The sequence below is a fragment of the Streptomyces lavendulae subsp. lavendulae genome (genome assembly GCF_002803845.1).
GTDB lineage: Bacteria > Actinomycetota > Actinomycetes > Streptomycetales > Streptomycetaceae > Streptomyces > Streptomyces lavendulae.
Genome location: NZ_CP024985.1, coordinates 8668662 through 8691711, shown reverse-complemented (window position 1 = coordinate 8691711; position 23050 = coordinate 8668662). Strand labels below are relative to the sequence as shown.

Sequence of the window (23050 nt, the reverse complement as noted above, 5' to 3'; positions counted from 1 at the left end):
CCCGCGGAGCGGGACCCCCAGCGCTGCGCGCTGGGGAAGGGAGCCGCCTCGCTGCGCTCGGCGGGCTCCGCTGCGCGGAGCCCCGGCCGGCCCTTCGGGCCGGTGTCCTGCGCTTCGCTCCGGACTGGTTCAGGGCTTCGCCCTGAACGGCCCGCTTCGCGGGCCTTGGTGACCCCGTTTCACGGGGTCCGGGGCTTCGCCCTGTTGGGCGGGGTCGCTCCGCTTCCCCGCCCGGGGTCCTTCCGGCTTCGCCTCCAGGACCAGCCCGCTTCGCGGGCGGCCAGCAGCAAGGGCCCCGCTGGTGGGGCGGGATGCACGCTCCCTGCATCCCGCCCCACTCGGGCTGTGCTCAACCGAGGTCGGCTACAAGGGCGGTGGCGTTGTCGGCTCGCTGTCCGCCGTGAGTGACGGCTGCTTCGACCAAGGTTCGGGCGGCCTTCTGGGGTCGTCCGGTCAGGTAGTCGCTGATCTCGATGTCCGCGTCTTCAAGCGGTTCGTAGGCTCCGTCACTGGCCAGAATCAGCCTGCCGGTGGCGGTCGCGGTGGCCGATCCCAGGGGGGCGGTTACGGCCGTGTCCCCGAGGTACGACGTGACCCGGTTGCGGGAGTAAGGGCCCGGCTTCAGGTCCATGTCGATGAGCACCTGGCGCATGTTGTGATCGGTGGTCAGGCGCCGGGCGGGGCTGGTGGGTGCTGGCAGGAGGTAGGCGCGGGCGTCGCCACACCAGGCGATCTGGAGCGGCTGGCCGGGCTCGGTGACGGCGACGACGGCAACCGCCATGGGCAGGTCCGGCCCGTACGGGCCCTGTTCGGCGACCTCTTCCGCGCGGGCGGCGTGGATCTGCTGCAAGCCCTTCAGGGCCCCGTTGCGGGCGGCGGCGCGGGCCAGTCGCCGCGCGGTGGTTCGCGTCCAGCTCTGAACGTCTTCGTCGCTGCCGATCCCGTCGAGGAGGACGTAGGCGCGGCGGCCCTCGTGGGTGTAGGTGGCGGTGGCGTCGCACTGGTGGGAGCGTCCGCCGATGAGCTGGGCCGTGCTGTGGGTCGTCATGGTGCCTCCGGTCTGGGTAGAGGGGGCGGAAGGGTTCCCTCCCGCCCCCCTTTGTTCGTGCTGGCGGGCGGTCAGACGGTCATGAGGCTGAAGGCGCGTTCCATTACGTCATCGGCGGCGCCGGAGATGACGCGCTCGGCGCGGGCGGCGCTCTTCAGGTCGGGGATGGTTCCGCGTACCGGAGCCAGGTGGTTGGCGTACTCGGTGATCGCGTTGTAACCCGCCCACGCCGTGCCCCTGACGGCGGCCTGGGTGTCGGCCTGCTCGAACAGGTTGCGGATCGTGTTCCAGCGGGTGCGCTGGTTGGTCTTCTTCCGGTCGGTGTCGGCGTTGCTGACCGGCCACAGCTGCTCGACCACCGTTCGGAGCATCGGGGTCGTCATCTTCGCTTCGATCATGCGCTGGGCGGCCTTCTCGAAGTCCTCGGCGTACTTGAACGTCAGTCCCAGGGCCTGGCGGGCCTGCGCGATGCGGCTACGGGCTCCGGAGGTGTGACGGACGGTGTACTTGCTCTTCGCTGCGCTGAGGCCCGCTCGCAAGGTGTTCGCGCAGACGACCCGCACGGGCGTGACCACGATCCGGAACGCACTGGATCCGTCGTGGCTGTTGAAGGCTGCGATGTACAGCTCGACGGTGTCGCTCTGGCCGATGGTCATCGTCTGGGGGAGCTTCATCGTCAGGAAGACGGTGCGGCCGTTGCGGAGGGATCCGGCGGTCTCGAAGTGCGCTCCGGACTCGTCCACGAGGTAGTTGAGGAACTCGGCGTGTTCCTCGTTCTGGACCGGAACGTAGTCGGTGCCGACGACGCCGAGGGCTTCGGGGTGCCCGGTCTTGGGGTGGGTGCGTACGGTCGCCCGGTGGTTGGGAATGTCCAGCAGGGCCGGACCGTCGGGCGTCGGCTCGGTCGCGTTCAGGCCAACGAGACGGACGTTCCAGTTGTCGAGGGCGGCAAGCTGCATGGCTTCCTGGGCGGTCATGGCGCTGGTGGTGACGGTCCCCAGGCGGTGCCACGCGTCCTGGTGGGCGCTGACGAACGCGGCGGTGCCGTCGCTGAACTGCTCGATTTCGTGTGCCACGGAGGGTTCTCCTTGTCAGTGTTCTGCGGACGCGGCGGGGGTGCCACTCCCCCGCCGCCGGAGTGCTGCGGTCAGTTCTGCGGGCTACGGGTGTAGGCGGGGATCACGGCACGGACCTTGTCCGCGTCGATGCACCCGGGGTGCCGGTACGGGGAGGGCGGGTTGCCGTTGCGGCCGCGCAGGTGCGACCAGTAGCGGTTGCCCTCCCAGCCGCACAGCTGGCAGCGGACCGGCCAGGGATTGTCAGAGCCGGGGTATCCGGCGAGCGGCGCCCACCTGTAGGCGTCGAGGCCCGCCACCGCCGTACGGGCTGCGCTGCGGGTGCGGTCGTTGTCGCGCATGCCGGGGTGCAGGAGGGGTACGGCGTCGTCCCTGGCCTGAGGCTGGCTGGGGGTTTCCGGCTGGGGGGTGATGCGCCCGGCCTGGTACTCGGCGAACAGGTACCGGGCGGCGGACTCGCTGCCGTCTCCCCCGTCTCCCTGGCGGGTTGCGTCGGTCGCTCCGGCGGGCAGGGCGAACCATGCTCCGTGCCAACGGAAGATCCGGCCGATCTGCTCACCGTCGCTGGTGAGCACCGCCCACCGGCAGTCTCGGTCGGCCTCGCCGATCCGGTAGCCGCTGCTGTCGTTCTGAATCACGGTGGTACTCCTGTGGGCAGGCCGATATGGCCGCCCGGCTGGTAGGGGTGTGCGGTGGCTTGGCGGGCTGTGGGCCCAAACGGCCGGCCGCCGGGTCTGACCGGCGGCCGACCGCCGCCAGCTAGGCCAGGGAGGGGGCATCCACGAACGTCACGCCCGAGACCGGGTCCGTGAGGTCTCGGTCCGCGCTGATGCAGTACGCGATCACGCTCTGGTCCGCCGTGGCGGGGTAGGCGATCAGGTCGTGCACCATCCAGGACATGAACCGCACCTCTCCCTGTTCGTTCAGGGTCTGCGCGATCAACATGGCGGAGCCCCCGAAGGCGGTTGTGCCCAGCAGGTAGGCCACCTTCGCCACCGGGTCGTCCGGCCCGTCGCTCTCTTCCGGGACGGCGGGACCCACGATGAGGCAGTCGGCTTCGGCAATGCGGCCGTCCGGGATCGGCTGGGTAACGCTGAGGTGGTGGACGCCGTCCCCGGCGGCCAGTGCCAGGGCCCGCACCATGTTCATGCTGCGGCGGGCGAGCAGACGCGCGAAGTCGCGGGCGGGCATGGAAGAGTCGGTCACGAACGTGCCCTTTCATGGGTGTCTTGCGGGTTCTTCGGTCCGCCGTACGGGGCCGGGTGCCACTCCCGGCCCCGTACGGCGGGGCGGTCGGCCAAAGACGGCCGGGCGCCCCTCTCAGAGGCTCTAGCGGGTGCGCTGGCGCTGCTGGGGGATCGTGATGGCGGTCCGGGTCAGGTACTGCTCGATGAGCGCGAGGGCCTGGTTCTGGGTCAGGCCGTCGGCTCCGCACGCCGCGAGGTGGTCGGTACGGCCGGTGAACAGGACCGGGCCGAAGTAGGGGGCGCGCGCGGCACCCAGCGTCCGCAGGATCCGCGTGGCCGGAACGTTGACCGGCAGGCTGTGAACCAGGGCTTCCTGGTCGACCCACAGCGTGATGTTCCGGGTGATGGTGACGGGGTGGGCCAGGTCGCAGCTGAGGGCGGCGGCCGCCGTCGTGGGCGGGCTCCAGTCCGCGAGTTCGAACCATCCGTCGGTCTGGATCACCAGAGCGAAGGGCTCAACGGCTTTGGTGGAGGGCATAGTTCTCCCTTTGATCGGGATGGGGATTCTTGCGCTGGTGGGCTTGCCGCTTCTCCCACCGACAAGAGAACTCTACCGCAATCAAGGTTCACCGGGGGGTGGAAACCGCCTCTCCAGCCGACCCGAAAGAGTGATGTATCCCCAGGTCAGATGGGGTTACGGCCCGGTGGGGGGCGGGCATTGCGGGTCCGGTGCCGGCCAGCCCCGGAGCGCGCAGCGCGGAGGGCAAGGGGTGGGGAGGGGGGCGGGGAATGCGGGGGCATACTGCGCGCGCAGCGCGTGCCCCCGCATTCCCCGCCCCCCTCCCCACCCCGCAGCGCGTGCCGCCAGAGAGTGCACGGCCGGTGGAGCAACGCGGAACCGGCCGGGCGCTCTGCGCAGCGAAGCGGAGCGACGGAGCGCAGCGGAGTGCGGCACGCGGCCCCCGTGGGGCTGGCGGGGCGGGTCCCGCGGGAGGCGTGAGAGCGCGCAGCGCTCGGTCCGGACGCAGCGCAGCGGAGTCCGGCACGCCTTCCGCGGGACCCGCCCCGCCAGCCCCACGGGGTGGGGTGGACGGCGCAGCGCAGCGGAGCCGTCCACCCCACCGGCACCGGACCCGCAACGCCCGCCCCCCACCGGGCCGAGAAACGCCTTGAGGGGGCCTTGGCCTGGCGGCCCGGCCCCCTCGGGTGGGATAGGTGTCAGTGGCTTTCGTGGAGCTGCTGGGCGGCCTTCACGGCGATCCGGCGGAGTGCCGGAGGGTAGCCCAGCCGGTCCGCGGCCTCTTCGGCACCGATCGCGTCGGTGCGCATCCGTGCGGCGATGCGGGCCGCCCGCTCTCGCTGGAGGTGTTTCTGCGCGGTGGCCGTGGCGATGCCGAGGACGTCGACGGCGTGAGCAGCCGTCACCGCGGGGTCGGCGTCAAGGAGGCCGGCGATGCGCCCGGGAAGCAGGTCCCGGGGGACCATGTCGCCCGATCCCGTCGGCCGGCCGTTGGGCGCCGACATGGTGCCCCGGGCGGCGCCGAAGGCGCGCACCACGTTGCGGGGCCAGTGCTCGACGCCGGCCACCACGACGACGTGGTCGGCGAGGCCGGGATCGGTCTTGTAGCTGTCGATGCTCCGCGGCTTCACGTTCAGCACCAGGGCCGCTTCGCGGCGGTCGAGCAGGTCCCCGTCGTCCTCGGCCTCCGGGAGGAACGGCTGCGGCTTGCCGCTGCGGTAGGCCTCGACCTGCTCCAGGTCCCACAGCAACGTATGAGCCCCCTCGGAGCTGACCGGTGCGGGGAACTCCGGTGCGTCGTGCGGCTTGAGCCGGCGGAAGGTCGGCCACGTCATGCCGAGGGCATCGGCAAGCTCTCGGCGGCCCACGGCGGTTCGTCCAGCGCGGATCATAGAACCTGCTCCTCCAGAGGACGGGGCGCGCCGGCGCGCACCACGGTGTGCGGGACCGACAGGCGGCTCCACAGGCAGAAAATGCTACCGCATTCAAGGAGCGCCGTAAGGCGCACCCAGCACCTTTGACGCTATGCTCGCCCCGATGATGCATCGGGTTCTCTCGCGTGTGTTCTTCGGTAGGCCGGCGCCCTTGCCACCCGCCAACGGCGGAAGTGGGCGTCGGCCGCTTTCATCTCACCTCCCACCTCTCCCTCGGACCCCGCCTGTTCTGGGCACCTCCACCCCGCCCTCAGCTTGAACCGCCACTCCAGCCGGCCCAGCTCTCCCTTGCGTCAGCGGCACCAACTGCATCCACCTGGCCATCCCTTTGACGCCCCTCTGCTCCCGACTGTCGCCTGATCCAGGAACAAGCCCACACGCCAACTCCCCTTCTCCGCCCTCCCCACCATCTCTCCACCCCACCACCAGCGGTCCCAGGGGAAAGTCCGGCTGCTCACCACTCACCAAAGGGCACCTGACCAGCGCACATCGCAGCCTCGCTCCGATACCGCTTCCCCCCTTGTCTCCCCCTCCAACGTCCCCCGATATTTCCCCCGCCACTGTCCCCCCATGATTCCCCCCATGTGCGACATGGCCGCCTGCCCGGGCGGTCCAAGCGGTCAACGGACGGGCCGACCGCCGATCTGAGGAGCCGTGGTGGTGGAAGAGGCTAGGCGCAGCTAGTCGCGGAGGAGCACTGTAGGGCGGAGGCTCTGAAGTTGCTCAACTGGCGGACCTCTCGGCCGAGGCGGAGGCACGCTGCAGGGCATGAACATCAGCGGGATGGACTGGGGAACTCTCCCTGCGTGGGTCAGCGCGGCTGGATCGAGCGCTGCCCTTCTGGCCACCACGTACATCATCGGGCGGGACCGGGGTGACAAGCATCGGGCCGACGCCAATCGCGTCTCATGCTGGATGTTCCCTCCCACCCCGCAGGAGACGCGCATTGCCGGTCGGAATGGGGAAGATCTCGTCATCATTGTGCAGGTCAAGAACGTCTCTGACCGGCCCGTGTTCGACGTGGAGTGTCTGACGTGGGCGCCCTATCCCGAGCGCATGGGCGACCGGCCGCTGCTCGTAGCGGATGTCCTGAAGACCAGCGACGGGCACAACGAGGCCAACGTCGAAGTGCCCTACTCCAGCGACGCTGCGGTGCCTGCGCCGGCCGCTGTCATCTTCCGAGATGCCGACGGACGCCGGTGGCTCCGTGATCTGACCACCCGGGAGTTGCACCGCATTCGCGAGCACCGCACCCGACGCGGGCTTGTCCGACGACTGAGAATTCGACGGCAAATGATGCGCACCATCGGGCTCAAGACGCTTCGCCCCGGCTACGTTCGCAGGTCTGCCTTCGACAAACGGCCGTGGCAATCCCGGCGCAACCGTCGTGACCCGCGCCGTATGGGCCTCTGGTAGACAGCAGGTCGAGCGCGGCCCGGCAGCCACCGAGGCGTTCACCTCTCTCGGTGGGGGCCATCCTGCCGCGCAACGCCCGCAGGGCACTGCGAGGCACACCGGTCATCCCGGTATCCGGCATCCGGGCGGTCCGCGGGGTGGGCCGGCCGCCTCTCCGGCGGCCGGCCCACCACACAACGCGCTGACCAGGGCTGGGGAGTGAAGCGGTGACTACAGAACCGGCACTCACCGGCGCCGGAGCAGCATCACCGCGGCCGGCGCGTACAGGCCGCCCGTCCCGAGGGCGACCTGCAGGGGATCGGCCCAGCCCGGCGCCCACCGCACCAGCGCGGCCGCGCCGAGCATGAGGACGGCGCCGAGCGCCAGGACGAACAGGTTCCGCTGGCGCCGGAGCCGGCCCAGTTCCTGCTGGAGCTGCGCGGCGGAGTCGGGGGTCGTGGTGATCGCGGGCGTCGTGGTCGTCGTGGTCATGATTCGTCCTTTCGGTGTTCCGAGGCCGGTCCTCGGTGAGTTGTGGAGCGTGGGGAATTCCCACTCCTTGCGTCTCGGGGTGGCGGCGGGACAGCACGATGTGGGGAGACGGGGTCGGGCGTGCAACGGCGGCCGGACGGAGCGTCTCTCCGACGGCGGCCGGGGGCGGCAGTTGTGCCCCAACCGGCCCGTGTCGCCCCCTTCACGAGAGTGCGTCAGTAAAGCGGCAGCTCAACGGGCTGAATGAATGCCGCGCCAGGCGGGAGGCCGGGCACGCAAAGAGGGGCGCCAACCGGCGCCCCTCACCCTTAGATATACCCGTCCCCAAGGTTCTTTCAGGACACCAGGCAGGTCGTGACATCAGTCACAGTCGGCCGGGCCAGGTCCCCAACCCGCCATCGCCTACCAGGGGTCTGTCGGTCAATCAGGCTCCGAAGCCCCGAGCGGAGCCAGGAACGAGCCTGTGCGCCCGGTCCGCGCTCCCAGCCCTGCCTGGTCCGGTGCACCGGCGATGCCGTCGGGCTCCGGCTGCCGGTTCTCGCCCAGGGCCAGGCGGCCAGCCCGCCGCCGGGCAGACCCCGGTCAGCGAACAGCCGGCGGTGGGGCGACACTGGGACGATGACCGAGCGCCGCCCGCCGGGTCCGGCTCGCCGCCGAGGGACCCGAAGCGCCCGGTCCTTCTTCCGCCGCGGGCAGCGACTGCGAGCACATCGGCCGGGGGCGGCGAGCCCTCGGCCGCGGCATCACCACGGACGGCGAGTAACCTCCCGCCGGTGGGCAACCTTCCTGCTCACCCACCAGTCTTCTCGCCGGTGACTCCCCCACCCCGAGCCCGGGCGCCAGCCCGGCTACCCAGCATCCGACCCGTCGGTCAGACAGCGGCGGGCAGCACCGGATGGTCGACATGGTGATGCTCGACCTCGACGCCGTACTCAACTGATGGCGATATCTGAATCTGGCTCTGACCGGAGTTCCGTGAAAAGTCGGCTGCCGCTGCTCATGAGGACCCCTCTGACAGTGGTGTGAGACGGCCACGGCATCATGGGGCCGAAGGGCCGTTGGGAGGTACCACATGACAGTTTTCATCGTCCATGACGATCCGGTCGGTCGGGGGCAGCGCAACTACATCGCCCATGCCGACCTGGCCCCATTCGGGTTGGACGGGCAGATGGAACAGCTGTGGCTGGAGCCTCTCCGACGGGACCTACTCCATCGCCTGCATCCCCTTCCGCACGTACGGACTTGCCCTTGGCGACCAGGTACGTCTGTCGGAAGATGACGAGGTCAGCGAGGTTGTTGGACTCTCCTCGCATCGTGTTCTGCGCATGCTCCTGATGCCCGACTCGGTCCCCGAGTGGCTTGGGGCAACGACGGATCGGATCAAGGCCGAGATTGATGCCGCGGGTTTGCTGAGCGAGTGGAGCGGTGACCGTCACGTCGCCGTTGATATCCCGGCCCCTGCGAATCCTTCGAAGCTGTTTGAAGTCATGGAGCGCGAGGTGTCCGCGGGCCGCGCCTTCTGGGAATGGGCAGACGCCATGCCGTTTTCTGCGAAACCCTGATCTTGGCGCTTCGCCCTCATGCCTTCGTAAGGACTCGGGTTCTGAGGAGGGTGAAGGATGCCCGCCCGTACATGACCCTCTTGAGCGTTTTGACCCGGTTGACATGGCCTTCGATGACGCCTGAGCTCCAGTGCAAGGTGAGTCCGGCGGTTACAGCGTCGAGGTCGCCGCGCAGAAAGCCGGCGAATCCGCTGATCGGCTTTGGCGCGTCCTGCTCGGCCTGGCGGATCCACTCGGTCAACAGGAAGCCGCGCCGGTTCCGGAGAAGTTCAGCGAAGGCCCGGGCCAGGTCACAGGCCCGGGCGATGTCCGGGCAGGCGATCCGCACGTCCAGCAAACGGCGGGCGAGGTCAGGCGGAAGTGTGTCCTGAGGTCGCATGATCCAGCCGGTGATCTTGCGAGGACTCGGGATGTCGGCCCGGACGGGTTCGGCGTTGCCGGCGCGGAGGCCCGCGAGGTGTTTGCGGACGACCTGGCGGCTGCCGCGGTAGCCGCGTTCGCGGATCTCCAGGAACAGCCGACTGCCGCTGACCTGGCCAAGGCTCTCGGTGAAGGGCGTGTTCAAGTACGGCTTGAACGGCTCCAGCACTCCTGCCGGACGGCGTTCGTGGGCGGAGACCAGCAGCTGGTCGAGGTCGGTGTCGCGGAACCGTCGGACCGTCTTGCGGTCGAGGTTGAGGCGGCGTGCGATGGCGCTGACCGTCCAGTCTGCCGCGAGGAGTTTGTGCACGTCAGAGTGACGTTGGCGGGTCCGCTCGATGATTTGTGTCCGTGGCAGTTCGTGCAGCGGGAGCTGTATCAGCGGGGGCACCCCCACCATGAGGACGGCGCCGAGCGCCAGGACGAACAGGTTCCGTTGCCGGCGCAGCCGGCCCAGTTCGCGCTGGAGCTGCGCGTCGGAGTCGGCGGGCGCGGGCGTCGAGATGCAGTTGGCGCTGCAGCGCATCGTCCAGCAGGCCGCGCCCGACCTGACCCACATCGAAGCCACGATGGCCGACCACGCACGCAGAATATCGGCACGATCCCGCTCCAGGCGCCGGACCAGGAGTAGCAGCCGCCCTACCTCAGCCCTTCCCCGCCGGCAGTACCAGCGCCGAAGGGACGGCCGTACCGGGTTGCCGCGACCGTCGGGCGGGCGGGGCGGGAGGCCGGCGACAGGATGGTCGAGCGGGGCAGGTTCTCCGCCAGGCACGCCATGACCACGACGTCGCCCGGGTCCGGGGACCGGCCGGGGCGGGCGGCCTCTCTCCTCCCGAGCCGTGGACGAGGGGAACGCCGTCCAGTCGTGGCGGCCGCGGCCATGCCCGGCCCGGTCGGCGAACCAGCCAACGGCACCGCGACACTGGGCCAATGAACGAACGTCGCGTGCTGGGCACCGGCCCCCGCCCCGCTTCTCCCCCGGCCCCACCCTCAGGCGGCTTGCGTCACGGCGTTCAGAAGGCGACGCGGAGCGTCAGCTCGCGCAGCCGGCGGCCGGTGGTGGAGATGTCATATCGGCGAGCGTTCTTGAGTGCCGCGCTGGTCAGTGCCTCACGTAGGTGCGCGTCCCGGCCCATCTCGTCCAGGGCCACGGCCAGCGAACGCGGGTCGCCCGGGGTATAGGGAACGCCGGTGGTGCCGAGGACTTCCCTCACCTCGGGAACGTCGGAGTAGGCCACTGGCAGTCCGTGGGCTTGGGCTTCGATCAGGACAAGTCCGAATGCCTCAAGGCCCGCGGTCGTTCCCACGAAGGCGTCGAAGTGTGGCAGGCGGCGCCACAGCTCGGCGCGTGGCAGGAATGGCTCGAACCGGACACGATCTCGTACCCCGAGTTCGAGGGCCTGCTGTTCGAGGTGCTCCCGCAGGACTCCGTGGCCGATTACGGTCAGGTGGTGCGGCTGCTCGGTCAGGGCGAGGGCTTCGACGGCCGTGGCCGTGGACTTGTTCTCGTCGAGGCGGCCAGCGTGCACCAGGGCCAAGGGCCCTTCTTCGGTCGGCGGGTGAGCGCGCACCCGAGCCTCGCTCAGACGGATACCCCACGGGATGACGCTGAGCCTGTTGGTGAACTCGCGTCCGGTGAGGCGGTCGATGCGGTCCGCGAGGGCGGCCGTCGGGGCGACGATCGCGGCACTGGCTGCAGCGACTTCGTACATGCCTTCGCGCTCCCACGCGCTGCGCTCGGCCACCATCACATCGGGGCCGTGGGCAATGGCGATGATCGGGATGTTGCCGGCGGTGCGGGAGAAGGCCTGGCTCAGGGCGAACCCGACGTACTGGGCGTGGATGGCGTGCGGCTGGATCTTCTCGATGAGCGCACCGACCTCACGCGTCAGCTCGTCCACGTACGAGTCGAAGTGAGGGCCATGGGGGCGTTTGACCGTGGAGAGGGCAGTCAGCTCGCCGAACGCAGCCTGCCAGGCCGGATCGACCGGTTCTCTGCCGAGGAAGGTCGTGCGGGTCTCAGGCATCGCGCTGTAAAGGTCGCGGACGAGGATCATGCTTCCCGAAGACGGTGCGGAGGGGCGGTTGATCCCAGTCAGGATTTTCAGGAATTTCTCGGTCATGCGGAACCCCGATCTGCGGTATCCGTTGGTTGGAATTGAAGATCGCGCCTCATGGTTAAATCGAGGCAAAAGCTATTCGTGTGCCTAAATCGCGTCCTGGCGGGGAGGTGCCCACCAGGACGCCAGGTGTGGCGTGACGACTGCCTTGATCTCCTCGACCGGATGTAAGCAGCCCCGCCCGTCTTGCTCTGCGACCCAGACTCTGACCGTTGATCGGGGGTAGACGGGGTGGATTCCAATCTCTCCCTTGGGAAGGAGTCCATTGAATGGTGTGGGGATTCCTTCGCCGTTCCAGTATTCCCATGCCTCAAGAGCTTTTGATTTCTCGAAACAGTGGTACAGCTGGCTGTAGCGGGTCATATATCGGATTCTGCGGAATACCATCTGGCCGATCAGCCCAGGTGCGGCTTTCCTGAGCCGATCGAGCTCAGCGTCCTGGAACGTGACGGCTGCCGCGTCCTGGGACGGGTCGAGTGCAGTCCTGGCGAGCAGGTGGGACAGCCGTCGCCGGACGTACTCGGCAACTCCCGGAGCGAGATCGGCTTCCAGGCCTTCGAAGAGCTGGACGAGCCGGTGGTGGCGCGGATTGAAGCGGGCCAGGTCGAACAGCTGGTCCATGCCGTCCACGGCAGCGAAGGCGAGTCGCTTGTAGAGCCAGTTGTTCAGCTCCCCCTCCGCGGCGTAGGCCTTGCTCTCCGGCGTGACCGAGTGGAGCATCAGGTATTCGGACAGGACCTCGAAGTACAGGTAGCCGAGGACCGGCACGTGGGGGACGGCGTCGGCGAGAGCGTCGACGAACTCGGCTGCCGGTGTGGTGGCGTGGCCGGTGGCGTTGCGCAGGGCGACGTCGAGGAAGGGGGCCGCGGCGCGCAGGCCGGCGAGGACGGCACGGTCGAGCTGGTCGGTCTCAGCAGGGGTGAGGAGGTTCTGGTAGCGCAGGTAGGTGCGCAGGTGGATGGCGCCGAGATGCAGGTAGTCGATGCCCTTGGGGCGGACCGGGGCATCCGCGGTGACTTCGAAGACCAGGGGGGTGGTGGACGGCTTCGTCTGCATCAGGTAGGCGCCGAGGTTGTGGGGGCGCAGGCGCTCACCCTGAGGGGTGAGGGGCGAGCAGTACAGCGCCCCGACGAGACATCCGGCGGAGACGTGCACCTGCCCGCTGGTGCGGATGGCTTCGATTCCCCGGGTGACGTGCAGCAGGTGCAGCGGTTGGCCGCTGATGAGCGCTTCGGTCATGGCGCTGTTCCTGATCAGCCAGCCGTTGGGGGTCGAGTGTTCCAGGTAGTCGCGCCAGTCGGCCTCGCTGTCGGTCAGCGAGGCCGGGCTGCGGCGCTGCGCGGGCAGGGTGTAGTCCGTGTGGGCGTGTTCCCATTCGTCGCGCACGGGGAACTCCTCGGTGGGGTCGGGGCGGGTCAGGGGGAGGGCAGCGCTAGAGGACTTCGACATTCGCCCCGGCCATGCGGTTGCGGCAGTCGAGAACCCAGGCCGCGTGCTGCTGGATCATCGGGAGGTCGAAGCGTGCGTGGTCCATGAGCAGCACTACGGTGTCGGCGGCCGCAACCTCCTCCGGTGTCGCGTCCACCCGGCGCACCGCCCCGGTGTCGGCGCCATCTGGGATGTTGGGCTCCGCGCCGCGGACGTCGGCGCCGAGGCTGGTCAGGAGTTCGGCGACACGTGCCGACGGCGAGTTGCGGAGGTCTGTTGCGTTGATCTTGTAGGTCAGGCCGAGCAGCAGAACCCGAGCCCCTCCAACGGCCACGCCGCGTGCTTCGAGTGCCTCAACGATGCGCTGGACGACGTAGTCGGGCATGCGTCGGTTCACGTCGGCTGCAAGTTCCACGAACCGGAAGGGCACGCCGAGCTCTTCGCGGATCTTCCAGGCGAGGAACAGCGGGTCGACGGGCAGGCAGTGCCCGCCGACTCCGGGCCCCGGGGTGAACCGGGTGAAGCCGAAGGGCTTGGTGCCGGCGGCGTCGATCGCTTCCCAGATGTTGACGCCGAGGCGTTCGGTCAGCGTTGCCAGTTCGTTGATCATGGAGATGTTGACGAGCCGGAAGGTGTTCTCGATCAGCTTGGCCAGCTCGGCGATCCTGGGCGCGGACACCGGCACCGTGGTGTCGAAGGTGGTGTCGTAGAACGCCTTGATCACTTCGAGTGAGGTGGCGTCGATACCCGACACTACTTTCGGCGTCCCCTCGAAGGACCATCTCTTGCTGCCGGGGGCGATCCGCTCGGGACTGAATCCGACGCTGAAGTCCGATCCGCCTTTGAGGCCCGAGGCCTTCTCCAGGGTCGGCACCAGCAGTTCCTCGGTGGTGCCGGGATAGGTCGTGGACTCCAGGACCACGGTCGCGCCGGGGCGCAGGTGCTCGCCCAGGGTCTGGGCGCAGGCCTCGATGTGGCTCAGATCGGGCACGCCGTCGCGCAGCGGGGTCGGCACGGTGATCACCGCGAGGTCGAAGCCGGCCAGGGCGGCCGCGTCGGCAGTCGCCGCGTAGGCACCCGTGTCCAGCACGGCGCGCAGCAGCGAGGAGGGCACGTCCTCCACGTAGGAGTCGCCGGCGGTCAGACGCCGGATGCGGTCTGGGTCGACGTCGTAGCCGACGACGTGGTGGCCGGCCTGGGCGGCGCGTACGGCCAGGGGGAGGCCTACGTAGCCCTGACCAGCGACAACGATCTGCATGGCGGCTCCTGCTCGGTTGTGGTGCTTGAATGGGGGTCGGTCTGGTCTGGCGAGGAGAAGTGCTGTGCCCCTGGTGTCTGTCGTGATGCCCGTCTACAACTCGGCGGCGACCCTGGGGTCGGCCGTCCGATCGGTGCTCACCCAGACCCACAGCGATCTGGAGCTGCTGGTCACCGACGACCAGTCCTGCGACGGCTCGATGGATCTGCTCCGCGAGTTCGCCCGGCAGGACGAGCGCGTCCTGCCGGAGCGGGCACCCGAACAGGGCGGTGCCGGCCGGGCCCGCAACCTCGCGATCGAGCGGGCCCGTGGGGACTACGTAGCCTTCCTCGACAGCGACGACATGTGGCTGCCAGAGAAGACCGAGAAGCAGCTCGTCTTTGCCGCGCAGGCCACCGCGCCGCTGACGTTCACCTCGTACTTCAAGATGGACGCCGACTATGCCGGCGAGAGCACTGACTGGGTCCCCAACGGGCGCGTGGTCCGTGCGCGCGAGCACGTGGACTACCACGCGATGCTCGTCCGTGACCACATCGGTGCTCTCACGGCCATGTACGACCGTGGTGTCCTGGGCACGAGGCTCATGCCTGAGATGCGCAAGCGCCAGGACTACGCTCTGTGGCTGTCAATCATGCGGGACGGCGCCGACGCCCGGGGCCTGGCCGAGCCGCTCGCGGTGTACCGGGCCCACCAGGCGGGGTCCCTGTCTTCCAACAAGCTCTCGCTCGTGCAGTACAACTGGTCGCTGTACCGCGAGCACGAGCACCTGTCGGTCCCGCGGGCGACACGGGCGCTGGCCGGCGCCGTGTGGCAGTCGCTGCGCAACTCCCGCATCTAGCCCGGCCGGGCCCCGCCCCGTGGCAGCGCCGCGTGATCGGAGGCGGGCCCCTGCTGGGGGCGGGAATCCGGCGGGTCTCCGGGGCGCGAGCTGCGGGCTATGCGGCAGAACCGGTGCCGGATGCCGCGCGCAGGAACAGCTGGAGCAGCAGTCGGCGGTCTTCGGCCGGGATGTCCGCCTGGCCGCTCTGAAGAGCCTCACGGCCGTGCAAGAAGCGGCGCTGGTTCACGATGAGGTAGTCCCCGGCCTGGAGCATGAAGGACACCTGCCCCCGTACGAGCTCCTCGGCCAGCGCACGAGCGGCGTCGGCGTGCTCCTGGCCGAGTTCGGACCTCTCCAGCATCTTGGCGGTGAAGCGGACGAAGCCCTCGCCCCGGTCGCCGTCCAGGATCGGGAAGGGCTTGTACTCCTCGCCGACCGAGTGCAGGTCGTAGAAGGTCCCGTAGTGGTAGCCCGACTCGGCCAGCAGCGCGCGGTGGTCCTCCGAAAGCCGGGCCACGGCCGCGTGGGCGTCGGACAGGATGCTGGGGCCGCCGCCGAGCGGGTCGGGGCGGACACACAGCAGCGTGGTGTAGTCCGGGGGCAGGGTCCCGTTGACCAGGTCCATGTGGAAGGCGTTGTAGCCGATGCCGCTGGACTTCCCGGGGTCCTTGTCCACCTTGACCCCGATGTCCTTCCAGAGGGGCCACCGCGGGAACGGCGAGAAGGGGACGGCCACCTCGGCCGCGAATCCCGTCGCCAGCCGCAGGAAACTGTCGTCGTCGGCCCCCAGCGCCTTGGCCAGGCGTCCCAGACGCAGCACAGCGTATCCGCCGTCCTTCGCCGTCAGTGCCCGGCGCAGAGTCGTGGCGGTCTCCGCGAACTGCGGGCAGGAGGCCAGCTCGGTCCGGTACTCCTCCATGGTGGACGCCGCCAAGGCCGGCCCGTCCAGCTTCCACGTCGGCAGGGTGAGGTCGATCAGAGCAGATTCGAGTTCGCTCGTGATGTCGATGAACACGGGGAGCTTCCTGTCTCTCGGGGTTTTCGGAGTGTTGTTCGTTCGCTGCTGCTCGTCCGGGCAACAGCGGTCGGGACAGCGGCATCTGGAGTACGGCGCCGCGCTCAGAGTCAGCGGGCCACGAGGCGCACGGACTCGCCCCGCTGGGCGGCCAGGGCGGCCTCAAGCCAGGCACCACGCTTGGCGTCGAGGAGCGTCATGGCCTCGGCCATGCGAACCCATCGGGCTTCAGACAGCTCGCTGGTCTGGAGGCGAACCGAGGTGCTGGCCGGGACCCGGCCTCCGTCAAAGAGGAACTGAACGACTGCCCGGCCGCCGGTCGACTCCTTCGGGATGTGCCACATGACTGCGAGCAGGCCGGCGGCCTGACAGGTCAGACCCGTCTCTTCCGCAAGCTCGCGCTCGGCACACACCGTCGGGTACTCCCCGAGGTCGAGCATGCCCCCCGGGAACTGCCACGTGGCCGATCCGTAGTTCGCCTTCACGAGGAGCATGAGGCCGTCTTCGTCGGTGACGAGCATCGCGCCGACGGCAACCACCTGAGGCAGACTGGCCAGCCATTCAGCCGTCGGCAGCAGGTCTGTCATCCGCCACTCGCATTCTGTAGTGGTGAAGGTGATCCAGGGAGCGTGTGGAGCGTGCAGTGCGCGGCCCCGGCCGTTGCGGCACCTGTTCGGCGGCGCCCGCCGCCGGGCCGGCGCCCTCACTGCGCCCCCTCGGGAACGGTCACCGCGGCGAGCTCACCCTCACTGCGGATGAGGGCCCCGATCTCGATGCACTCGGGCACGGCCTCCAACAGATAGCGCGGCCGCTCCCAGCCGCGTGCCACCGAACCCACGCAGCGCCAGCCGCACTGCTGCTCCAGGTACTCGGCGAGCTTGAGATCCCGGACGGTGCAGCGGGGCCAGGCCCGCCCGTCGGCGGCCCGAGCGGCGTAGTCCCGGAGCCACGGAGTGATGATCTTGAAGCGCGCCCTCTCCCCCGGGTGGGTGTAGGCGTGCGAGACCAGGAGGCTCGGCCCGCCGCGGCCCCACTCGCTCCATCCGGTCCCCTGTTCCGCGCGCTGGAGCACGAACGCTGCGACGAGGTTGTTGTCGTCCCACATCCCGACGGGCCGCAGCTCGGGGTCGGGCTCCAGGCGGACAAGGTCGATGAGGGCTGAGCCCTCGCTGCCGATGGCCTGCCTGCGCTTGAGCTGGTTCTCCTGCCGGACCTGGATCAGCTGGTTGAGGTCCGGCAGGTACTTGGGGGTGATGGGCCTCATCACGAGCACGACGCCACCTCCCCAGCCGCAGAGGGGGCGTCCAGGACCAGCCGGACGGACGGGCAGACCACGATCGCGCCCGCGGAAGGAACCTGCGCGCTCACGTCAGCCTCCGGGTCAGGGCCTCGGCCTGCTTCACGGTGAGGCTGAGAACCAGTTCGCTCTCCGCGTGCCGGCAGTCGGGGACCGTCTCCACCTTCACCTGGGAGCCCACGGTCACGGACAACACCGCCTGCAACCCCTTTCCGAACTGGTGCTGCCCGGTGTGCTGGGCCAGGGCCGCGCCGTCGCCTACCAGCCGGTGGGCATCCAGTGCGGCCGCCAGAGCAGCCGCCGACGCCCCTTCGATGGAGACGACCGTCGCTCTGACGGTGTCCAGGCCGATGCTGTCCACCGTCGCGGTCACGTCCCGCGTCACGAGAGCCTCCTCCAGCCGGGTAGCGGCTTCCCGGCCCGGAGCACTCAGGGCGCGCAGCAGGTCGGCCATCTTCCGTGCGGACGCGGGGTCGGCGTACTCGACCACGGTGTGCAGGCCCTTGGTCGAGGCGACGGCTGCGATTCCCTGGTCGGTCAGCCACGTCTGGACAGCCGTCGGCCCCATCCGGGAGAAGAGCCCGCCGATGGAGTACCAGAGCGTGGAGGGCAGGCCACTCTCAGGGCAAGTGACCTGCGCGCCCCCGGCCTGATACACCCCTTGAGCGAGGTCGAAGTACAGGTCCTTATGCTCACCGGTGATCATGGTGGTCCTTCCTGAGCGGGCGCAGTGCGGTGTCGGCCGCGGCGCCGCGGAGTTCGAGCAGGAGATAGCGGGCCAGGACGAACGACAGCCGGGCGGTGTCGGTGAAGAGGACGAGCTCATCGGGCTCACCCCGGCAAGCCGTCCGGGGAGTAGACGCTGCCGAGGACGCCGATCCGCTCGGCCTCCGGGGCACGGACCGCGAGGTGCCCGCGGCGCAGGGTCGCGCAGCGCTCCAGCGCGAGCTCGGCGTGAGGGAGGCAGATCGGTGGTGTGATCGTCCGTATGCTGGCCGGCCACGTGTGGGTGGCGGTGTCCGTCTGGAGCAGCCACAGCATGCCCTCCGGCGTACGGCCCGCGGGCCTGTGGCAGTACGCGCAGAGCAGCCGGTCGGCGGCCTCCCGCTGTACCTCCGGGTCGAGCACACCGTAGAAAGGGGTGCCGGTCGCGGGCCCGGACCACTGCTCCCACAGCACGCCGAGGTCGAGGTCGGCCTGATCGCTTCGGCGGCCGCCCTCGAACCGGATACCGACGGCGTCGGTGATGACCACCGGGTGATCGGGGGCGCGGTCGGCCCGCAGTGTGACGGCGGGCGCTTCGAGGAGTTTCACGAACACGGGCTCCAGCTCAGGACAGGCGGGTAAGGAAGTCGGTCGGGCAACCGGCGGGATGCCGCTGCGGTTCGAAACGTCGGCGGGATCACGTACGGCAGGCGCGAAGCCGCGCCCGCGAACGGGCGGCTACCGGCAGCTGCTGAGGACGACGAGGAGAGCCATGGCCACGATCAGCCCCAGGCCGATCCCCATCACCGCTCGTCGGCCTGACGGGTGTCCGGGCCGGCCTTCGCCAAGGGGGCAATGCCCGCTTGGTCCGGCAGGAGCTCGCCACCGTCCTCGAAGGGGATGACGCTGTTGCAGAGCAAGTTGCACCCCTGGTCGGAGTGGCTGGCGACGGGACGGGCTTCGCCGCGGTTGCCGTCGGCGGCCGCCGGGCACGGCGGTACGTGGGTACACATGGTCGTCCTTGCAAAAGTCGTCTACAGAAGGTCAGGGGCGGCGGGAGCGGGGGCACGTTGCAACCCCTGCTAGACCGCGTTGCGGGCGACGGGCCGGCACGGACGTCGGGGGGAGGCAACGCGGCGCAGCTGTCAAGCAGGCTGAGGCAGGCAAGGGCCATGCGGCGCAGGTGAATCCGGATGCCCACGTCGTCGCCCGGCACTTCCCGGTCGAGCAGGGCCCGAGCCACGATCACGTCTCTGGGCTCGTAGGTCCGGTCGGCGCCAAGTACCAGCAGGAGATGGCCCCGCATCCGGAGGGTGAGGTCCGGGACCTCTTCGTCCGTCGCTACGTAGTCGGGGCCGAAAACGTCGTTGAGGTCGTCAAAAATCGACTCCAGCGACGCCTCAAAGACGCGCTCGGCCGCCGGAACGCTGAGCGCCGTAAGAACGCGGAAGGCTGCGCTTTCGCTGGCGTCGAAAACACGGACCGGGAGCATGTGCACGGCTTCCTCCGAGGGAACACGGGCAGCGGGTGGTCAAAGGGGCCGGGCTCCTACGACAAGGGCGGGGTGATGGGGAGGTCGACCCACAGGGTGCGTTTGTCCGGGTCGAATCCCCAGGTCCCGCCCAACTCGTCGGTCAGGGCGTTCACGAGGGTCAGTCCGCGGCCGCGCTCATCGTCCGGGCCAGGGTTGCGCGGCTGCGGTCGCCCACGGCCGCTGTCGGTCACCTCGAACCGAAGGCTGCTGCTGAGCTGCTGCACGAACGTCACCGAGCCGCCGCCGAGGCCGCCGACGTGTTCGACGGCGTTGGTCACGATCTCGCTGACAATCACCAGCACCGTGTCCTTCAAGGCCGAAAGGCCGAACATCCCGAGCCGGAAGGCCAGGATCGAGCGAATCCCGCCGACCTGCTGCGCATCGACGGACGTCACCTCGCCCAGACCACGGCCCTCGACCACAAAGGAAACCTCCCAGACGTCCCAGCTGCGCGCGGGACGCGGAAGCCCCGCGGGCAAGGGCCATCGCGAAGGAGTCATCTGCGCCATGTCACACCCCCTTTCGGCTGTTCATGAACACATCCCACACGCGCGGAGATCGGCATCCCAGGGGAATTGCGAGGGGGAAAAATCTGTCAAGGGGGAACCTGGAGGGGGAAACAGGGGCCACCATGGGGGAACACCGACCGACAGGGGCCACACTCGTGTCAAGCAACGCATTCGGTCAGCTGCTGCTCCGGCTTCGCCTGGAGGCGGGCCGCACCCAGGAGCAACAGGCAGAAGCCATCAACACCGTCTCTGGTCGGGAGACCATGACCCGCCGGGAGATCAGCCGCTACGAGAACGGGGAGAACATCCCGACCAGCCACACGGTCGCCCATATCGCAGTGGCCTGTGGCCTGTCCCCGGACCAGCTCAAGAGGGAAGCCGCGTCAGCACGTGCACAACGCAGGAAGTCGCCGGTGAAACAGGAGCTTGACGACATGAAACGTCGAACTATGTTGGGGGCGGGCCCGCTCATTGGCGCGGCACTCGCCAGCGAGCCGTGGGGCCGGCTGACCCATGCCCTCAACAGGGGCAGCCAGCTCGACTCCCGTTCTGCCGAGACTCTTGCCGAACGCGCTGGTGCCCTGCACATCAGCGAGAATCACCTCACGGCTCAGCAGCTACAGCGCAATGTCGTCGTGCACCTTGATGCGATCACCACCGCGCTCGCGCAGTCCAGGGCGCACGAGAAGGAACTGAGCATCGCCGCAGGGGAGACGGCAGCTCTTGCAGGCTGGCTTGCCTGGGACCTCGGCGATCAACCGAGCGCCCGTTGCTACTACCAGGTGGCCGCCGACTGCGCCCGGGTCGCAGGGCACCCTCCGCTCCGAGCGCTCACCCTGGCCTACGCAAGCTACGGGGCCTCCACTCCCGCACGGAGAATCGAACTGCTCGCCGACGCCGCCAAGCACGTGCGCGGTCCCGGCAATGCCACAGCGGCTGCCTGGGTCCACGGGCGCCATGCCGAGGAGCTGGCCGCGGCGGGGGAGACAACCCCTGCCCTGCGAGCGCTCGACCGTGCCCGCACGGCGTATGACTACGCTGACCCAACCGCCGAACAGACCTGGGTCCGCTTCATGTCACCAGCCCGGATGGATTCCCTCGCGTTGTCCGTTCTGGGGGAACTGGCGCACCCCGAGCTCAATGAAGCGGCCACGGCAGCAACCCAGCGCCTGGGCAGTGACTTGCCCGACGCCGGCGTCGTCATCCTCGGCGATCTGGCCGCTGCCCTTTTGAAGGGCAGCGACACCGAGCACGGCGTGCACGTCGTCCGAAAGTTCGTCGCAGCGGCCACAGCTCGCCCCAACACCATGGGTCGCGCCCGTGCACTGGCGATCGCTGGCCAGCTGCCCGACCGAGAACGTGATCTCGCCGCACAGCTACGTGTCCTTGCCGCGTAGTTAGCTTCGTTTCGCTGGGCGACCAGGGAGATCTACGCAGGGGTCGTCTCGTTGACGACCCACGCGAGATAGGCGTCAGAGACATCGGCCACGGTGAGCACGATCCACTCGGGCACGTCGTAGCTGTGCTCCTGTCCCACCCACTCCGCGAGTTCCGCCAGCCGACTCTTCGTGGTTTTGAACGACACCCGCCACTCCGCAGCCGTCTCGATGTTCTCATTCCACCGGTAGACCGCGGTGAGAGGAGCATCGATGTGCGCGCACGCGGCGAGCCGCGCCGCTACCGCGCCGTGAGCCAGCTTCTTCGCACTCTCCTCATCGCCAAGCGTGGTCTGCGCGATCACAATCTCGGTCGTCACTACGTTCCTCCCACATCATTTGCCAAGGCGCTAGGCACCCAGAGTCGGCATGTTTCCCTCGTGCCGGCGGCCTGAGGGCCGCCCCTTCGCGGTCGTATGGCAACGACACCACACTTCCTCGGGACTGCGTTCCCCCTTTGCGGATCACGCACGCTCCTTACAGATCCTGCATACTCGCTGTGCGCGTCCGGTCACCGCTCATAGGGTGGGGTGACAGCCCCGCGTGCACTCCGGACGTAGAGCGGCTGATGAGCACGGCCAGCACTGGACCACCCACCACGTCCCAGCTGGGACTCGTCACGGCCCGGCATCCCGGCGGCCTGATCCCGTCCATCCGTGAGGCCCTCGGCTGACGCCAGACCGATCTCGGCGCGGCCCTTCGGCGCTCTGCCTCGACAGTCTCCCGCCGCGAACAACGCAGCCTCGCCCGCACCGGTTGATGTCCGGTCCGCGGCAGACTCAGAAACCTGCGGAACAACGGTCAGGCCCGGTCCGCCTCCCGGGCCCTGGCGACGGCGCCGTGCGCGGCGCCGCCGTACAACGGGACCTCGGAGAGCGGGTCGCGGGTTCCGCGGCCGTGCCGCCGGTCGTAATGGGTGTCGGCGGTATGCGACGCCTCGTCCCACCGCCCCGCGCGACACCCGGCTCCTCATGCGGCCGCCCGGATCGTCAGACCGTCGGTGAGCCCTTGTAATCGTGGCCCCGGTAGCCGCGGCCGTCCTTGTGCCAGTCGAGGTACAGGACCGCGTTCCCGTACGCGCCGCTCCCAGCCAGGTGGCTAATCGCTGGCGTGCGGTAGTGCCCGTCACGGTCCCCGCCGGACGTCGCTTTCTCCAGCCGGTCTTTGATCTCGAACTCGCGCTCGACGACCACGGGGTCGGTGCCCTGGCGGGACTTCATGATCTGGAGCCGGACCTTGGCTCCGTCGAAGATCGTCGCGTCCTTGGCGGCGTAGAAGGCGGGCCCGTCCCAGGTGATGTCGGCGTAGGTGTGGACGGTGGATCCGGAGCGCGCCACACACACCTGGATTTTGATGTCCCAGTTATCTGGGGCGGGGCCGCTGTATCCGGCGTCGTCGATCGTCTGCGTGCTCGTAGAGCAACGGTAGCTGAGCGTGGCGGCTGCCGGGGCAGCGGCAGCGGCAGCGGCAGTAGGGGCGGTAGCAACAGCGAGCGCGGCCGCGGCGGCCAGCAAGGTCTCGGTGGTGGTGTTCATTCCCGTTCAAGGCCGGTCAGAGCTCGCACGACACGGGCCCGGCCGGAAGTCACTACGCACGAGGGACGCCGACCGGCATCTCCCCCATCGCCTGCACAAGCCCGTCAGGGTGGCGACTGTGCCCAGCTCTCCGGACCAGCACCCCGCCACTCGAAGAGGCCCGTCTCTTCCTCGCCGAGCACTCCGCAGGCGGCACTGGACCTGCGAGCGCTGCAGCGCCGACAACTTCGCCACGTTGGGCGCCTCCACCTGCAGATACC

Annotated in this window: 24 protein-coding genes and 1 pseudogene; 4 read left to right on the top strand and 21 right to left on the bottom strand. The window is 69.2% G+C overall.

Features of this window, described 5'->3' with window-relative positions:
* Positions 1 to 349 precede the first annotated feature (349 nt).
* The 6 genes from SLAV_RS39420 to SLAV_RS39395 form a co-directional block, all read right to left on the bottom strand.
* Positions 350 to 1048, bottom strand: coding sequence for a PP2C family protein-serine/threonine phosphatase (locus tag SLAV_RS39420; RefSeq protein ID WP_030242270.1), 699 nt, complete (start codon positions 1046 to 1048; stop codon positions 350 to 352).
* Positions 1049 to 1119: 71 nt separating this feature from the next.
* Positions 1120 to 2124, bottom strand: coding sequence for a DUF932 domain-containing protein (locus SLAV_RS39415; RefSeq protein WP_030242267.1), 1005 nt, complete (start codon positions 2122 to 2124; stop codon positions 1120 to 1122).
* A 71-nt stretch (positions 2125 to 2195) separates the two neighbouring features.
* The gene (locus SLAV_RS39410; RefSeq protein WP_051841596.1) at positions 2196 to 2762 is read right to left on the bottom strand and encodes a hypothetical protein; all 567 of its coding nucleotides are present in this window, start codon (positions 2760 to 2762) and stop codon (positions 2196 to 2198) included.
* A gap of 121 nt (positions 2763 to 2883) precedes the next feature.
* Positions 2884 to 3330: a hypothetical protein gene (locus tag SLAV_RS39405; protein ID WP_100660722.1), complete on the bottom strand. Its 447-nt coding sequence runs from the start codon at positions 3328 to 3330 to the stop codon at positions 2884 to 2886.
* A 123-nt stretch (positions 3331 to 3453) separates the two neighbouring features.
* The gene (locus SLAV_RS39400; protein ID WP_030242260.1) at positions 3454 to 3849 is read right to left on the bottom strand and encodes a DUF3846 domain-containing protein; all 396 of its coding nucleotides are present in this window, start codon (positions 3847 to 3849) and stop codon (positions 3454 to 3456) included.
* 680 nt (positions 3850 to 4529) lie between these two features.
* Entirely contained in the window at positions 4530 to 5165 is a 636-nt protein-coding gene (locus tag SLAV_RS39395; protein WP_051841418.1) for a hypothetical protein, read from the bottom strand.
* A gap of 867 nt (positions 5166 to 6032) precedes the next feature.
* Between SLAV_RS39395 and SLAV_RS39390 the strand changes: the two genes are divergently transcribed.
* Positions 6033 to 6680: a hypothetical protein gene (locus SLAV_RS39390; protein ID WP_030239769.1), complete on the top strand. Its 648-nt coding sequence runs from the start codon at positions 6033 to 6035 to the stop codon at positions 6678 to 6680.
* 225 nt (positions 6681 to 6905) lie between these two features.
* Here SLAV_RS39390 and SLAV_RS39385 read toward each other — a convergent pair whose 3' ends face one another.
* Positions 6906 to 7151, bottom strand: a complete 246-nt coding sequence (locus SLAV_RS39385) for a hypothetical protein (protein ID WP_030239770.1) — start codon at positions 7149 to 7151, stop codon at positions 6906 to 6908.
* Between the two features lie 1133 nt (positions 7152 to 8284).
* On the opposite strand from SLAV_RS39385, the gene SLAV_RS39380 reads away from it, so the two are divergent.
* Positions 8285 to 8713, top strand: a complete 429-nt coding sequence (locus SLAV_RS39380; RefSeq protein WP_158740915.1) for a DUF4265 domain-containing protein — start codon at positions 8285 to 8287, stop codon at positions 8711 to 8713.
* A gap of 16 nt (positions 8714 to 8729) precedes the next feature.
* Here SLAV_RS39380 and SLAV_RS43830 read toward each other — a convergent pair whose 3' ends face one another.
* From SLAV_RS43830 to SLAV_RS39360, 4 genes are all read right to left on the bottom strand, one after another.
* On the bottom strand, positions 8730 to 9092 hold the full coding sequence (locus SLAV_RS43830; protein ID WP_425276243.1) for a transposase: 363 nt from the start codon (positions 9090 to 9092) through the stop codon (positions 8730 to 8732).
* Positions 9093 to 10146: 1054 nt separating this feature from the next.
* Complete coding sequence (locus SLAV_RS39370) at positions 10147 to 11256, bottom strand: glycosyltransferase family 4 protein (RefSeq protein ID WP_030239776.1); 1110 nt, start codon at positions 11254 to 11256, stop codon at positions 10147 to 10149.
* An 84-nt stretch (positions 11257 to 11340) separates the two neighbouring features.
* A complete protein-coding gene (locus SLAV_RS39365; protein WP_159038044.1) occupies positions 11341 to 12702 on the bottom strand; it encodes a hypothetical protein in 1362 nt (453 codons plus the stop codon).
* Positions 12686 to 13939 carry a nucleotide sugar dehydrogenase gene (locus SLAV_RS39360; RefSeq protein WP_030239781.1) on the bottom strand — a complete coding sequence of 418 codons (1254 nt, stop codon included), beginning with the start codon at positions 13937 to 13939 and terminating at the stop codon, positions 12686 to 12688. Before SLAV_RS39360 ends, SLAV_RS39365 begins: the two co-directional genes overlap by 17 nt.
* Before the next feature lie 64 nt (positions 13940 to 14003).
* Here SLAV_RS39360 and SLAV_RS39355 point away from each other — a divergent pair, with 64 nt between their 5' ends.
* Positions 14004 to 14777: a glycosyltransferase family 2 protein gene (locus tag SLAV_RS39355; protein ID WP_030239783.1), complete on the top strand. Its 774-nt coding sequence runs from the start codon at positions 14004 to 14006 to the stop codon at positions 14775 to 14777.
* 97 nt (positions 14778 to 14874) lie between these two features.
* Here the strand turns inward: SLAV_RS39355 and SLAV_RS39350 are convergent, their stop codons facing one another.
* From SLAV_RS39350 to SLAV_RS39320, 8 genes and pseudogenes are all read right to left on the bottom strand, one after another.
* Positions 14875 to 15774 (bottom strand): TauD/TfdA family dioxygenase, encoded by a 900-nt coding sequence (locus SLAV_RS39350; RefSeq protein WP_030239786.1) that lies wholly within the window; start codon positions 15772 to 15774, stop codon positions 14875 to 14877.
* A gap of 110 nt (positions 15775 to 15884) precedes the next feature.
* Positions 15885 to 16361 carry an NUDIX domain-containing protein gene (locus SLAV_RS39345; protein ID WP_051841421.1) on the bottom strand — a complete coding sequence of 159 codons (477 nt, stop codon included), beginning with the start codon at positions 16359 to 16361 and terminating at the stop codon, positions 15885 to 15887.
* Between the two features lie 116 nt (positions 16362 to 16477).
* Positions 16478 to 17047 carry a hypothetical protein gene (locus SLAV_RS39340; RefSeq protein ID WP_030239790.1) on the bottom strand — a complete coding sequence of 190 codons (570 nt, stop codon included), beginning with the start codon at positions 17045 to 17047 and terminating at the stop codon, positions 16478 to 16480.
* A gap of 91 nt (positions 17048 to 17138) precedes the next feature.
* Positions 17139 to 17777 carry a hypothetical protein gene (locus tag SLAV_RS39335; RefSeq protein WP_030239791.1) on the bottom strand — a complete coding sequence of 213 codons (639 nt, stop codon included), beginning with the start codon at positions 17775 to 17777 and terminating at the stop codon, positions 17139 to 17141.
* A 125-nt stretch (positions 17778 to 17902) separates the two neighbouring features.
* Positions 17903 to 18385: a hypothetical protein gene (locus SLAV_RS39330; protein WP_158740918.1), complete on the bottom strand. Its 483-nt coding sequence runs from the start codon at positions 18383 to 18385 to the stop codon at positions 17903 to 17905.
* Between the two features lie 194 nt (positions 18386 to 18579).
* On the bottom strand, positions 18580 to 18789 hold the full coding sequence (locus tag SLAV_RS39325) for a DUF5999 family protein (RefSeq protein ID WP_030239796.1): 210 nt from the start codon (positions 18787 to 18789) through the stop codon (positions 18580 to 18582).
* A 143-nt stretch (positions 18790 to 18932) separates the two neighbouring features.
* Positions 18933 to 19268 (bottom strand): annotated as a pseudogene (locus SLAV_RS43825) (hypothetical protein); the annotation flags it as partial.
* Positions 19269 to 19324: 56 nt separating this feature from the next.
* Positions 19325 to 19819, bottom strand: coding sequence for an ATP-binding protein (locus SLAV_RS39320; RefSeq protein WP_051841423.1), 495 nt, complete (start codon positions 19817 to 19819; stop codon positions 19325 to 19327).
* Positions 19820 to 19974: 155 nt separating this feature from the next.
* On the opposite strand from SLAV_RS39320, the gene SLAV_RS39315 reads away from it, so the two are divergent.
* Entirely contained in the window at positions 19975 to 21216 is a 1242-nt protein-coding gene (locus tag SLAV_RS39315) for a helix-turn-helix domain-containing protein (protein ID WP_030239801.1), read from the top strand.
* A gap of 32 nt (positions 21217 to 21248) precedes the next feature.
* Here the strand turns inward: SLAV_RS39315 and cutA are convergent, their stop codons facing one another.
* Both cutA and SLAV_RS39305 read right to left on the bottom strand, forming a co-directional pair.
* The gene (gene cutA, locus SLAV_RS39310) at positions 21249 to 21575 is read right to left on the bottom strand and encodes a divalent-cation tolerance protein CutA (RefSeq protein WP_030239803.1); all 327 of its coding nucleotides are present in this window, start codon (positions 21573 to 21575) and stop codon (positions 21249 to 21251) included.
* 669 nt (positions 21576 to 22244) lie between these two features.
* On the bottom strand, positions 22245 to 22790 hold the full coding sequence (locus SLAV_RS39305) for a hypothetical protein (RefSeq protein WP_030239806.1): 546 nt from the start codon (positions 22788 to 22790) through the stop codon (positions 22245 to 22247).
* Positions 22791 to 23050: the final 260 nt, after the last annotated feature.

What these genes read in the sequence shown, in the direction of transcription:
- SLAV_RS39395 (WP_051841418.1), bottom strand. Translation starts at nt 5,165, where the DNA reads ATGACGTGGCCGACCTTCCGCCGGCTCAAGCCGCACGACGCACCGGAG.
- SLAV_RS39365 (WP_159038044.1), bottom strand. Translation starts at nt 12,702, where the DNA reads ATGTCGAAGTCCTCTAGCGCTGCCCTCCCCCTGACCCGCCCCGACCCC.
- SLAV_RS39385 (WP_030239770.1), bottom strand. Translation starts at nt 7,151, where the DNA reads ATGACCACGACGACCACGACGCCCGCGATCACCACGACCCCCGACTCC.
- SLAV_RS43830 (WP_425276243.1), bottom strand. Translation starts at nt 9,092, where the DNA reads ATGCGACCTCAGGACACACTTCCGCCTGACCTCGCCCGCCGTTTGCTG.
- SLAV_RS39345 (WP_051841421.1), bottom strand. Translation starts at nt 16,361, where the DNA reads ATGACAGACCTGCTGCCGACGGCTGAATGGCTGGCCAGTCTGCCTCAG.
- SLAV_RS39370 (WP_030239776.1), bottom strand. Translation starts at nt 11,256, where the DNA reads ATGACCGAGAAATTCCTGAAAATCCTGACTGGGATCAACCGCCCCTCC.
- SLAV_RS39420 (WP_030242270.1), bottom strand. Translation starts at nt 1,048, where the DNA reads ATGACGACCCACAGCACGGCCCAGCTCATCGGCGGACGCTCCCACCAG.
- SLAV_RS39305 (WP_030239806.1), bottom strand. Translation starts at nt 22,790, where the DNA reads ATGAACACCACCACCGAGACCTTGCTGGCCGCCGCGGCCGCGCTCGCT.
- SLAV_RS39390 (WP_030239769.1), top strand. Translation starts at nt 6,033, where the DNA reads ATGAACATCAGCGGGATGGACTGGGGAACTCTCCCTGCGTGGGTCAGC.
- SLAV_RS39380 (WP_158740915.1), top strand. Translation starts at nt 8,285, where the DNA reads ATGCCGACCTGGCCCCATTCGGGTTGGACGGGCAGATGGAACAGCTGT.
- SLAV_RS39360 (WP_030239781.1), bottom strand. Translation starts at nt 13,939, where the DNA reads ATGCAGATCGTTGTCGCTGGTCAGGGCTACGTAGGCCTCCCCCTGGCC.
- SLAV_RS39335 (WP_030239791.1), bottom strand. Translation starts at nt 17,777, where the DNA reads ATGATCACCGGTGAGCATAAGGACCTGTACTTCGACCTCGCTCAAGGG.
- SLAV_RS39400 (WP_030242260.1), bottom strand. Translation starts at nt 3,849, where the DNA reads ATGCCCTCCACCAAAGCCGTTGAGCCCTTCGCTCTGGTGATCCAGACC.
- SLAV_RS39320 (WP_051841423.1), bottom strand. Translation starts at nt 19,819, where the DNA reads ATGGCGCAGATGACTCCTTCGCGATGGCCCTTGCCCGCGGGGCTTCCG.
- SLAV_RS39325 (WP_030239796.1), bottom strand. Translation starts at nt 18,789, where the DNA reads ATGTGTACCCACGTACCGCCGTGCCCGGCGGCCGCCGACGGCAACCGC.